The following is a 12,072-nucleotide window of genomic DNA, read 5'->3' as shown; positions in this document are numbered from 1 at the left end:
GTTTCCTTCGACTCGGTGGGGGTGGGACGATCACTGGCGCTCTGAACGCCGTTTGCGGGCAACGGCCCCTCCGGACCACCCGCGCTAATACGCGCCCTCGCGCGCCAGCACGGCCTTTGCCGTGCGCCAGAGAATAGTGATGTCACCAGTCATCGACCAGTTCTCCACGTAGTAGAGGTCAAGGCGAACGGTGTCTTCCCACGACAAATTCGACCGGCCGCTCACCTGCCAAAGACCGGTGATGCCGGGCTTGACCAAGAACCGGCGGTGCACGTGATTCTCGTACTCCGACACCTCCCTCTCGAGCGGCGGACGCGGGCCGACGAGCGACATGGTCCCGCCGAAAACGTTGAACAGCTGCGGGAGTTCGTCCAGGCTGAACCGGCGAAGAAACTTGCCGATGGGCGTGATGCGGGGATCGTCCTTCATCTTGAACATGACGGCATTGCCTTCCGACAGGTCCTGAAGCTCGGCCAGCTGCGCTTCAGCATCCGTGACCATCGAGCGGAACTTGAGCATGTTGAAGTGATGGCCGTTGATCCCCACGCGGTCCTGCCGGAATAGCACGCTTCCTGGGGTGCTCAACCGGATCGCGATCGCGATGATGGCCAAGAAGGGTGAGAGACAGAGGATAAGCAAGGAACTGCCCAGGAGGTCGAACCCGCGCTTGGTGTACAGCTTCATTCCCTCGTAACGAGGGGTCTCCACGTGGATGAGGGGAAGGCCGGCGACCGGCCGTGTGTGGATGCGTGGACCGCCGATGTCGGTGAGGCTGGGTGCCACCACCAGGTGTTGACGGCCCGGCTCCAGACTCCAACTCAGTTCACGCATGCGGTCGGGGGGCAACTCATCGCTGCTGGTGACGACGACAGTGTCGGCGTTGACGGCCGCCATGGCCGCCTGGAGCTTCTGGACGTTGCTGAAGACCGGGATCCTGGTACCGGGCAAGTAGTCGGCAATGAATCCACTCGGAATGCACGCGCCCACGACCAAGTAGCCGGCCGCAGGCTGGCGCGCGAGTTCGCGCGCCAAGTGAGTGGCCGATGCTTCCGAGCCGACCAGCAGCACGCGCGACGAAAATCGACCGCCGAGGCGCTGCACACCCAGCCACTGCCGCCACATCCACCGCGAGAGCATGAGAACGCCGAGACCGATCGGAAAGGCCATCAGGATGTAGCCGCGCGCAATGTCCACATGGAACAAAAAGGAGATGATGGCGACCAGGCCGAACAGACGCACCGTGGCATCCGCGACCTGCTTGTACTCCTGCGGACCAGTACCCAGAACCCGGTACCCTCGGCTTCCGTAGATGCCGAGGATCAGCATCCAGGCGGCGATGATCGAGACGGAGAACACGGTGTAACTGACCGCAACCTCATTGAACCGGCCGCGGAACTGAATATCGGAAGTTGTCACTCCGAACCAGGCGATCTGTACTCCGAAAACCACCCAGATGAGCACCAGGAAGTCGGTCACGGCGAGCCGGGTCGCATAGGTGTCGCGCCAGGTCCGATGCACCCCAGGCCTGGTTGTATCAGCGAGTCCGGCAGAAGCCTCAGTCTTGCTCATGTTCCCCCCAGCACAACAATGGTTAATCCCACGTTGCGCCCTCATCCAGTGATCGCTTTACCTCGTCACCGACCCACACCCAGAGTGTGCCGGCGGCTTCAGACACGGCGACATTGCCAGGCAAGGTCTCCGATGGAGTGGCTACCTGGAGACAGCCTGTCGGGGTGGGCGAAGCTGCTTCATCCGACAGGGCGATCAGCTGCACTCCCGCACATTCCGGGAGACCGACCGTGGCTATAACGTACCCCATTTGGGTTACGCCCAGATTAACTGCGCCAGGGACTGAGACAGATTGTGACCAGGTTTGCCCGGCGTCGGTCGTACGAATCACGGTCTGATCTGCGCACAGGACCGCGGCTGAGTCGCCGGTGCTTGACTCAGCTGCCAAGGAAGCCACTGAATTGCACGGGACAGGAACATTTCCATTGGGGGCGTGCACGCTCGACCGATTCGCCGGGTCGACATACCACCTGGCTGCCAACTGATCGGGGTACCGGGCGTAGTCTGCTCCACCCACGAACGTCTTGATGTATTCCGGTGTGCAGTTGATCTCGTCGAGGGCCACCATCTCGACTGTTGTGCTGTCGAGAACGCGCAAAGTCTGTGGTGCCACGACCTCGGCAGTCCCCGTCGCGTCCGTCGTGGTCCAGGTTGCACCACCGTCCGTGCTGACCTCAGGGCTGGCCGGCGTGGCCGGACAAGAACCAGTGTTAGCACGCCATGCGGTGCTGTCATCGAGCGCTGAGAGCATCCGGGCGGGCGGCGCAGCTGTGACCACGACATTTGTGGCAGCTGATGGAGTTGGAGTTGCGTTGATCACGGGCAGCGGCGTGGATGCCTGACTCGCCGCCGGATCTGTCACCGGAGTTGAAGATGGCGATCCGAACAAGCTCAAAAGTAGTATCGAATCAACCACCAAGAAGGCGGCTACGGCGAGGACCGCCCACGGCCGCAGGCGTGATGAATCTCGTGGAACGCGACGCATGGAGCTGGCCATCCGGCTAATTTCGGCGAATCGCAGCCGCGAATGCATCGGCGATTGTCGTCACGGCGTTGTCGACTAGATCGCCCACCCGGTCGTACACCTCGGCCGGCCGGCGGTACGGGTCCTCAATGTCGTCATCAGCGGGATGCGCGGGCGGTGGGGAAAACCCTCGGGTGGCCGCCACCTCAGTCACCAGCGCTCGCAGACGCATGGGCGACGCAGCTTGAGCGTCGTTGCCGGTCAGCGAGCCATCCGCGCCATCAGCCTCATTGTCGAGTGGCTCGAGAAGACGTGCGAATTGATTCAATGTATAGCTGTACCGCGCCGCTCGCGGGTGCAACCCCACGACGGCACTTCGGTGCTCACGTGACGCTGTGAGCACTAGATCCGCAGAAGACACGAGCTGCTCGGTGAGTTGCTGGGCTACGTGAGCACCGTCACCTCCGCCGTGCCGACGCGACACAGCCGCGGCCTCCGGGGTCATAGCGTCACCCACCATGGCACGGCTACCGGCGCTGGACACTTCCGCCGGGATGCCCAGCTCGACCAGACGGGCACGCAGGAGCTGTTCGGCCATGGGCGACCGGCAGATGTTGCCGGTGCACACGACCAGCACCCTGAACGGCGCTTCTCCAGTACGTGCAGGTGAGGTCAACTGCTGACCTTGCTCTTCCTCACGCGGGCGCGCGCCGGCTTCGCGATGGTCTTTGATGCTGCGGCAACGTCGTCACCGTAGCCGTAGCCGTAGCCGTAGCCGTATCTGCCGTAGCCATAGGCATCCGGGCCCTTGGTCGGGAGCATCGTGAGCACCAGACCGGAAACCGGGGCGCCAACATTGCCGAGCGCGGAAATCGCGCCCTTGAGCTGGTTCTTGTGCGTACGGCCGGCGGCCACGACGATAATCGCGCCGCCCACGTTCTTGGCCAGGATGGCTGCATCGGTGACGGGCAAGAGCGGCGGGGTGTCGTAAATCACGACATCGAACATCCGGTTGAACTCTTCGATGAAGTGCCCCATTCGAGCAGAGCCGAGGAGTTCGCTCGGGTTCGGTGGGATCTGACCTGCCGGGAGAACGAACAACTGCCCTTTGCCCCACGGCTGGATCAGGTCGTCGAGTTCGGCGCGGCCGATGAGCAAGTCAGTGAGCCCTGCGGCGCCCTCCACTCCCATATACTCCGCGACCTTGGGACGACGTAGGTCGGCGTCGATCAGGAGCACCCGGGACCCGGCATCTGCCAGTGCGATGGCCAGGTTGGCGCCGGTGGTGCTCTTGCCCTCGCTCTCAATAGAGGAGGTGACTACGAAGCTGCGGTCGGTGCGGCCGAGATCGAGGAACTGGAGGTTGGTGCGAAGGGTGCGGAATGACTCGGCGCGCGGGCTGCGGGGATCCACATGCACGATGAGCGGCCGATCACGGGCCCGGGGGTCGAAGACGATGCCCCCGAGAATCGGGACGTCAGTTATCCCCTCGACATCGTGTTCGTTTCGAATGCGGGTTTCCAGCGTTTCGCGGAGCACCGCGATACCGACACCGAGCGCCAGTCCGATGAGGGTCCCGAGCACTATGTTGAGCGGTACATTCGGGCTCACCGGTGTCGCTGAGACTGTTGCTTCCTGAGCGCGGGTGAGTTTCACCGGAGAAACGGCGTCAATGGCGTCGGGCGCCTCAATATCTTCGACGACAGCAGTGAGGCTCTGGGACACGGCATTTGCCGTATCGGCAGCGCGCACCGGGTCGGTATCGGTTACCGTGATGTCGATGATTGACGTATCCGCGGGAGCGGAGGCGGTGACGCGCCTGGCTAGTTGGTCACTCGTAATGCCGAGCTCTAGCGTTCCGATGACCGGAAGCAGAACAATTGGGGTGCTCACAAGGCTGGAGTAGGTCTTGACCCGCTGAATCGTGAAGCTGCTGCCCTGTTGAAGTTCGCTCGTAGTGCCCGCGCCCTGAGTGGAGACGAAGACCTTCGCGGTCGCGCTGTACTTGGGGGTCAGCGTGAGGGAATACGCAGCGGCAGCCCCGACCCCAACCAGGGTGAACAAGACGATGAGCACCCAGCTCTTGCGCAGGATCCGGATATAGTCGCGAAGTTCCACTCAGCGGCCTTTCTTTGAGGTGCATTTCGAGGCCGAATACCTGCGCCCCCACTTATGGTGCCATACGATTGCGTCGCGTTTGCCATCGGCTGATTTCCATCGTGCGACATTTGACACGCTAACTTTGCCTCATGGACTCTGCTGTGCGCGTGGCCCGAACACCAAGATGGGGCATCACGGATGCCGCCGTCGGCACCGTTGCGGCGACGATTCTGGTGCTGCTTCTGAGCGCCGCCGCCCTGCGCGGGTGGCCGCAGGATCCCCGGTTGAGCGAGGTTTTGAGCTACCTCGTTGTGTGGGTGCCGCTGCTGGGAACCGTGTTGATCGCGAGCTGGTGGCGCGGTGCGAAATCACTCGTCACCGACTTTGGTTTTGCCTTTCACCCCCTCGATCTGCTCTGGGGCCTGACCGTAGGAGTGCTGGCCCGACTGCTGGCCGGAATTCTCGAGATTGCCGGTTACGGCCGGCTCGGGTCTGCCGGTGCCACGTTCGGCGAGCCGGTGCGCGACCTGTGGTGGGTGTTCGCCGCGCTGCTCGCTCCGGTGCTGATCGGGCCGGTCATCGAAGAACTCTTCTTCCGCGGCCTGCTGGCCCGGGCGGTGGCCGGCTCCGCACGCAGCAACGGCGGAAGCCGCCGGACGGCCACCGCACTCGCGATCGTGGTCAGCGGGCTCGTATTCGCGCTCGTGCATATCCTTACGGTGAGCACGCCAACGGCGGCGATGGTCATCGGGCTGAGCACCTTCATTTTCGGGGCTGCCGCGGCGGCTCTCTCGCAACTCACCGGCCGTCTCGGCGGCGCGAGCGTGGCCCACATCACCTTCAATGCGCTCGTCGTCGTGCCGGCGCTGATGGGCTGAGCCTGAGTCACGACCTCATCGTCGCGGTGCCGCACAGACCCGGTCAGGTGGGCAACATCAGGGGGTGCTGAGGGTGCCGTTGGCGCCGACGACGAGAATGCTGTGGGTGTCGGATTCGACGACGAGAGTGGCGACATCCCGACGGTCGGCCGGCAGCACCCGCACGGTGATACGGCCGTGCGCCACGGTGTCGAGCACTTCGGCCACGGTGTGCGCAAGGGCGGCCGGCGACTCCGGCTGGCTCTCCCCGCTGTCGTCGAGAACGGTCACTTGCACCCCACGCCGCCGGGCGGCGTTCACGGCGCTGATCACCGGTTCCACGAACAGGGACCGGCCGCGGATGGCGTCGCGCAGGCTGGCCTCGACGAGCAGGCACTGTGCACGCTCGGCTTCGGTGAGCGCTAGCGGCGCCGCCAACCGCTTGAGGGTGGGTCGGGCCAGCAGGTTGACCCGCACGAGCTCGGCTTCGCGCTCGGCGATCGCGGCCACCGTGGTGGCATTCATGGCGGCCTGCAGGTTGTCGCGGTGGTTGAGCACTCGTAGGGTGCGCTCGGTGCGGTCGAGGCTCACCACGAAGAGCGTGCCGGCGAGCAGGGTGCCGGCGTGCCGGATCACCAGGTCGAAGCCGGCCATGGCGGGTTGCCCGCTAGCCACTGCCCAGCTCACCGCGAGCGCGGCCAGCACCGTGTAACCGAGCCACGCGGACCTGATCTGCCCCCGGGCGGCGAGCACCACCAGGATCAGCGTGATCGCCCCCAGGTGCCAGTGCGCAAACGGTGCCCCGCTGTCGGCCGGAAGATAGCCGAACATGGCGATGGCGCCCACGCCGCACAGACTGAGCACGAGGGCGATCCGCGACCGCGGGAATGGCCCGTCGAACGGGCTCATCAGCGAGGTCGCCGCGAAGGCGATGGCCAGGTAGGCCGCCACCATCAGAAGCAGTGGCCGGCCGGGTACCACGTCGATGATGGCGAGCACACCGTGAACGAGCACGAACAGAGCCAGGATCAGCCTGGCCAACGGCGTGGACAGGTCGAGGGAGCGGGCCAGCGAAATGGGTTCGTGGTCGTCGGGTGCGGCGGGTTCCGGGAGCCGTCTCGCCGCCCGACGGTCGACCTCCGGTCCGAGCCGGGCTGCCGACGTGCCCCGGGCCGGCACCCAGGCGACCACGATGTCGGTGCCGTGCCCCGGGCTGGAGCGCACATTCGCCGCCCCGTGCGTCACGCGTTCCATCCGGCCGACGATGCTCTCGGCGATGCCCAGGCGCTCTGGCGGCACCGCGTCGGGGTCGAAGCCCACGCCGTCATCGCTGACCATCACCTGGAAACCATCGGTGGTGGAGGTGACCTGGATGGTGCGGCGAACCCTGCGCCCCAGCGATCGTGCGGGCCCGGCGGCGGAGGCGACCGAGTTGCGCAGGGCCTCGCCGACGGCGCCGAGTATCGCCACGACGGCCACCGACGGTACGGTGCGTTCGACGAAATCGCCGCCGCGGGTCGGGTCGTCGAAGTCCACCACGGCATCGGGGGCGATCTGCCGAGTCAGTCGGCGCAGTCGCCGCACCACGTCGGAGACCAACACCACCGGCTCCACGGGCGGAGTGCGCAGCGCGTCCAACTGGGTGAGGGTCTTCGACGCGTGCTCGGAGACCACGGCCGGCGGGGTGCGCCCGAGCCCCGCCATCAGCAAAGTGGAGATGACACTGTCGTGCACGAGGGCGTCGATGCGCAGCCGCTCCTGACGGCGCGCCACCCCGGCCGCGCGGCGGGCCTCGGCGTGCCGGGTGAGCATGGTGGCCTCATCCACGCGGGCGGCACCGCGCCGGGCGGCAAGAGTGAGGGCCACGAAGACACTGACGAGCAGGAGCGAGTACAGGCCATCAGCAAGACCGACCAACCCCGGGTTGGTCTCGGCTGAGGTGCGGAACCGCACCAGCCCGCTGAGCAGACAGGCCAGCACGGTGTAACTCCACGCCACGCGCTGCCGGGCGAAGACCGCCACGGCCACGCACGGTACCCCGGTGGCGGTGATCGACCAGGGGACGTCGGCGCCTGCCGGCAGCGGCTCCCCCCGCAGGATCAGCCAGAACCCGGCAATCAACACGAAACACACCGCCTGCACCGCGACGAGCGAGCGCAGCAGACGCGGACTGCCCCAGCCGGAGCACACCCCGAGCGCCACGGGCAGGCCGAACGAGAGCGCCCACGCCGCCGCCGCGACCGCGGGGCTGGGATGCCACGCCTGCGCGAGGAACGAACCGATCGAGAGGAGCCCGAAGATGCCGGCGGCGCAGGCCACCGCGATGCAGAGCAGCCGGGTGAGGTTGGCGGTGGCCGTGCGGGTCACCGGCCGGGCAACAGCGTGCCGGATCATGACCGCCCGGGCACGGGCAGGATGCCGTCTTCCAGCGCACGCTTGTACAGGTCGATCTTCGTGTTCGCCGGCCGGCCGACCCGCTCATACTTCGATCGCACCCGGCGGATGTAGTCCACGACGGTCAGTTCCGAGAGGCCGGTGTGCGAGGCCACGAGTGGTGCTTTCGCCCCGGCGGCATAAAGCGAGAGCACTTCGCGTTCCCGCGGGCTCAGGCCGGCGTCGGACAGGTCGGGGTCACCATCCAAAGCCGCCGCCCACTCGGTGGAGGCGATGGTCTCCCCGTCCGCGGCGCGGATGACGGCGTCGAGGAGCACGTCGGTGGGTTCGGACTTGCGCACCACACCGAGCACTCCGCCTCGGGCCGCGGCCCGCATCAGCTGGGCGTCATCGCCGCCGGTGAAGGCCAGCACGGCCGCGCCAGTCGCGCGCAACCGGTCGACGTTGCTCGTGACCGTGGACCCATCGGACAGACGCAGGTCGAGGATCACCAGGTCCACCCGGGTCTCCCCCACCTGCTCGAGCAGGTCGGTCACCGTGGCGACGGTGGCCACGACTTCAACCTGGGGCAGGGTGGCGAACAGTCCGGCGAAGCCGCGGGCGACGATCTCGTGGTCGTCGATCAGCGCAACCCGGAAGCTGTGCATGGTGTGCCTCTCTGCGTACTATCCGAAACGGGTGCCCTGATAAATGACGGCTTTTGCCGCCGGTGCGAGTTGCCTAAGGTGAGGAGGGGGAACGCGCCGGGGGGCTGGCTGGGGCGCTCTCGACCGAATGATCCGCCGTCTGCGGGTCGAGGCCGATTGAGCGCCCCCGCTCCGACGGGCCGACGCCCGCACCCAGATATTCCGCACGCAGCGGTTCCCGGCGGCGGTTGTTGAGCACGCCGTGGCTTTCCTCCAGGTAGCAGGAGCCGCAGAGCGATTCGTAGGTGACCTCGACGCCATCGATGGCCACCTGGTCGCCGTCGAAGACGAACGCGCCGTCGACCTTGCGGCCGTTGAACACCGCCTTGCGCCCGCACCGGCAGATGGTCTTGAGCTCCTCCAGGCTGTGAGCGACCTCGAGCAGTCGGCGGCTGCCGGGAAAGGCCACGGTCTGGAAGTCGGTGCGGATGCCGTAGGCCAGCACCGGCACGTTCTCGATGATGGCGATGCGGAGCAGGTCGTCGACCTGCGGTTCGGTGAGGAACTGGGCCTCGTCGACGAGCAGGGCGCTCACGTCGAGGCCGGTGTCGGCGAGCACGGTGGCGCGGTGCTGCTGGAAGGTGGCGTACGCATCCGTGTCGGGCGTGAGCAGGAAGTCGACCCCGCGGGTGACGCCCAGTCGGGACAGGATGCCGCGGTCACCTTTGGTGTCGATCGACGGTTTGGCCAGCAGCACGCGGTGCCCGCGCTCCTCATAGTTGTAGGCGGCCTGCAGCATCGAAGTGCTCTTGCCGCTGTTCATCGCCCCGTATCGGAAATACAGTTTCGCCATAACCGCCGGTACCGCCCTGCCCTGTTTGTTGTGCCACGTGCGCCGGCCGCCAGCGGCCGGTCAGGAATCAGCGTACTTGGCGGGGAGCTTTGTGCGCGCGCACCCCTGCGGGGGTGGCCGGGGTGGCGAGCGGCTCCAGCGACGCCGGTGCCTGGCTGGTGTCGCGCACGCCGTCGAACTCGATGGTCAGCGACGGCCGCCGCACGGTGATCCGCACGTTCTGGAAGACCACCCGGATGACGCCCAGGTAGGGCCGCAGCAGCGCGCGAACCCGGCGGGGTGGCAGGTCGAGCGCGGCCTGGATGGTGATGGTGTCGACCTGGGTCGGCGCCGCGGCGGCGAGCTGGCCGAGCGGCGTGGGCCCGGCGGGCACGCTCGGAGCTCCCGGCACCAGCACGGCGGAACCGGCGATCTGCACCACCAGACTGTGCGGGTCGAAGCCCGGCGCGGCGCAGAGCGCTCCGATCAGTGCTGCCGTTGCCGCGCGCTGTTCGGCCAGGAACATGGTGGCGCGGTGCTCAGGGTCGGCGACGACGAGCAGCCCGGGGGTGCCGCGTTCGGCCAGGGCAGTGCGTTCCCGGGTGGCCACCGAGTCCAGCCAGGTGCGGTCGATCTCCGCCACCAGGGAGCGGCGCACGTCGGCGGCGAGCTGGCCGGCGCGGGCGATGTCGATGGCGGTGACGGTGCCGCGTTCGAGCAGCTCGGAGAGGAACGGAATGACACCGGACTTGAGCGCGGTGACCTGCTGCTCCACCACGGCCCGGGCCACCTGTCCGCGGGCTTCTTCGGTGCGAGCAACCATGGCGCGGCGGGCATCCGTCTGCCAGCTGAGGATGGACTTCACGATGCGACGGGAGTAGGCCGCGCCGGCCGCGGTGGGGGCGAGGATCTGGGTGACCGCCACGATGGCGAACACCGCGACCGGAACGTTGATCTGGAACGACGGGGCCTGCGGCACGGTCACCGCGACCGCGACCGCGCTCGCGAGCAGCCCCGAGCCCATGATCTGCCGCCACGGCCGGTACGGGGCCAGCGCGAGCAACAACAGGCCGATGCCGACGGGGCCGAAATCGTCTTGCACGAGCAGGTTGTTACCCCAACGGCTGACCTGTTCGAGCAGGTAGCCGAGCACGGCGAAACCCAGCATGGCCACGTGCATGCGAGTGCCGAAGGGGGAGAACGCGGGTTGGGTGGCGATCACCAGGGTGCCGGCGGCGGCGGCCATGGCCAGCACCGCGAGCGTGGCCAGCAGCGGGCTAATGACCTGGTCGCTCTGCAACACGGTGGCGATCACGGTGTTGCACAGCACGATCGCGGCCACCGCGGGGGCGAGCGGCCACGCGGCGAGGGTGCCCAGCGGGTCGAGACGTTGCTGGGTGGCGCGGCGGGCGGTCACGGTGCCACCTCGCCGCTGGCCGGCGCAGCGACCGGGGCGGGCAGGGTGAGCAGCACCGAGGTGCCGGCGCCGGGCCGGGACCAGACCACCACGGAGCCGCCGAGCCGTTCGATGCGTTTGCGCACGGACTGACGCAGGCCCAGTCGGTCGCTGCCGGTCTCGGCTTCCATGAACCCGCGGCCCGCGTCGAGCACCATCACCGACACGTTCTGGTCGTCGGCGTCGATGACCACCTCTGCAGTGGCGATGCCGGCGTGGAGGAGCACGTTCACCAGGCACTGCTGCACGGCCAACCCGAGTTCCCGGTCACTTTCGGGGTCCAGCCGGCCGAGGGCATCCTTGTCGCCGGTGATGTCGACCACCAGGCCGCGGTCACGGCTGCGGTCGATGGCTCGGAAGACCGCGCTGGCCAGCCAGCCGTCGCTGCCGGCCGGGGTGGCAGCGGTGCGTTCGTCGACGTGGGTGAGCCAGTCTCGCTCGGCGAGGGTCTGCAGGGTTTCACGCAGGCCGGCCTCGAGGCCGCGGCTCAGCGGGCCGGGCTTGGCCCTGGCCACCGACACCAGCTGATTGAGCGTGGTGTCGTGCATCAGTGCGATCGCGCGCACGTCGAAGTCGTGCCGCAGGATGCGGGACTGGTCGTCTTGCACGGCGCGGTGGATGGCCGGCTGGGCGGCGCGACCGGTGCGCCGGGTGAGGCCGTCGAGCAGCATCACACCGACCAGGATCAGGTAGGTGACGATCGTGAACAGATCGGGGCGGTCGGGCACCGTGGTCTGCGCGACCGCGAGGGTGGCCGCGGCCTCGGCGAGCACGAAGCCGGCGGTGCTCCACAACACGCCGATCAGCGCGCCGGAGCCGGCGCCGCCGACCATGATCAGCGCCATTTTAGGCAGGGCGATGAGGAACATGTCCGAGGACGGGAAGACGTCGGGCATGCCCAAAATCGAGCTGGTATAGAGGTAGACGCACGCGGCGCCGAGGATCAGGTAGGCCAGGGTGAGCGGCACCGTGCGCCAGCGTGCGAGCAGGGCCAGTAGTGCGCCCATGCCGAGGATGGCGGCGATGGTGATCTGCAGCCGGTCGGTGACGGGGAACATGCTCAGTGCCAGCACCGAGACGAGGGCGCCGATCAGGCAGATTAGTCCGTACCAGTGCGACGCACGGGCGAGGGCGCGGCTGAGCGTGGCCTGAACCAGGTGGCCGGGTAACCCTAGTGACATTGCGACCTCTCCGCCTCTGATTATCTCAGGTGTGCGGGGTGGGTCTGGCCTCGTCCGGACCCGCGTTCGCGGGTCCGCCATCCGGCCCCGGTC

9 protein-coding genes are annotated in these 12,072 nt (G+C 67.3%); 1 reads left to right on the top strand and 8 read right to left on the bottom strand.

The window, feature by feature from the left end; genetic code table 11:
- Nucleotides 1-84: 84 nt before the first annotated feature.
- The 3 genes from CTB96_RS08305 to CTB96_RS08295 all read right to left on the bottom strand — a co-directional run bounded on the left by CTB96_RS08305 (nucleotide 85) and on the right by CTB96_RS08295 (nucleotide 4,651).
- Nucleotides 85-1,569 (bottom strand): sugar transferase, encoded by a 1,485-nt coding sequence (locus CTB96_RS08305; RefSeq protein WP_248283283.1) that lies wholly within the window; start codon nucleotides 1,567-1,569, stop codon nucleotides 85-87.
- A 1,001-nt stretch (nucleotides 1,570-2,570) separates the two neighbouring features.
- Complete coding sequence (locus CTB96_RS08300; RefSeq protein ID WP_146215771.1) at nucleotides 2,571-3,209, bottom strand: arsenate reductase/protein-tyrosine-phosphatase family protein; 639 nt, start codon at nucleotides 3,207-3,209, stop codon at nucleotides 2,571-2,573.
- A complete protein-coding gene (locus CTB96_RS08295; protein ID WP_110126461.1) occupies nucleotides 3,206-4,651 on the bottom strand; it encodes a tyrosine-protein kinase domain-containing protein in 1,446 nt (481 codons plus the stop codon). Before CTB96_RS08295 ends, CTB96_RS08300 begins: the two co-directional genes overlap by 4 nt.
- A gap of 131 nt (nucleotides 4,652-4,782) precedes the next feature.
- Here CTB96_RS08295 and CTB96_RS08290 point away from each other — a divergent pair, with 131 nt between their 5' ends.
- Nucleotides 4,783-5,511: a CPBP family intramembrane glutamic endopeptidase gene (locus CTB96_RS08290; RefSeq protein ID WP_110126460.1), complete on the top strand. Its 729-nt coding sequence runs from the start codon at nucleotides 4,783-4,785 to the stop codon at nucleotides 5,509-5,511.
- 57 nt (nucleotides 5,512-5,568) lie between these two features.
- Here the strand turns inward: CTB96_RS08290 and CTB96_RS08285 are convergent, their stop codons facing one another.
- The 5 genes from CTB96_RS08285 to CTB96_RS08265 all read right to left on the bottom strand — a co-directional run bounded on the left by CTB96_RS08285 (nucleotide 5,569) and on the right by CTB96_RS08265 (nucleotide 11,979).
- Complete coding sequence (locus CTB96_RS08285; RefSeq protein ID WP_181397194.1) at nucleotides 5,569-7,857, bottom strand: sensor histidine kinase; 2,289 nt, start codon at nucleotides 7,855-7,857, stop codon at nucleotides 5,569-5,571.
- Between the two features lie 23 nt (nucleotides 7,858-7,880).
- Nucleotides 7,881-8,531 carry a response regulator transcription factor gene (locus tag CTB96_RS08280; protein WP_110126458.1) on the bottom strand — a complete coding sequence of 217 codons (651 nt, stop codon included), beginning with the start codon at nucleotides 8,529-8,531 and terminating at the stop codon, nucleotides 7,881-7,883.
- Between the two features lie 73 nt (nucleotides 8,532-8,604).
- On the bottom strand, nucleotides 8,605-9,363 hold the full coding sequence (locus tag CTB96_RS08275) for a thymidine kinase (RefSeq protein ID WP_110126457.1): 759 nt from the start codon (nucleotides 9,361-9,363) through the stop codon (nucleotides 8,605-8,607).
- 67 nt (nucleotides 9,364-9,430) lie between these two features.
- Nucleotides 9,431-10,759 carry a hypothetical protein gene (locus CTB96_RS08270; protein WP_110126456.1) on the bottom strand — a complete coding sequence of 443 codons (1,329 nt, stop codon included), beginning with the start codon at nucleotides 10,757-10,759 and terminating at the stop codon, nucleotides 9,431-9,433.
- Complete coding sequence (locus CTB96_RS08265; RefSeq protein WP_110126455.1) at nucleotides 10,756-11,979, bottom strand: sensor histidine kinase; 1,224 nt, start codon at nucleotides 11,977-11,979, stop codon at nucleotides 10,756-10,758. The genes CTB96_RS08270 and CTB96_RS08265 overlap by 4 nt, the downstream gene beginning before the upstream one ends.
- Between the last annotated feature and the right edge of the window lie 93 nt (nucleotides 11,980-12,072).

The organism is Cryobacterium arcticum (assembly GCF_003185895.1).
Lineage (GTDB): Bacteria > Actinomycetota > Actinomycetes > Actinomycetales > Microbacteriaceae > Cryobacterium > Cryobacterium arcticum.
Note: the sequence above shows the minus strand (reverse complement) of the source record. Positions and strands in the feature narration are given on the sequence as shown.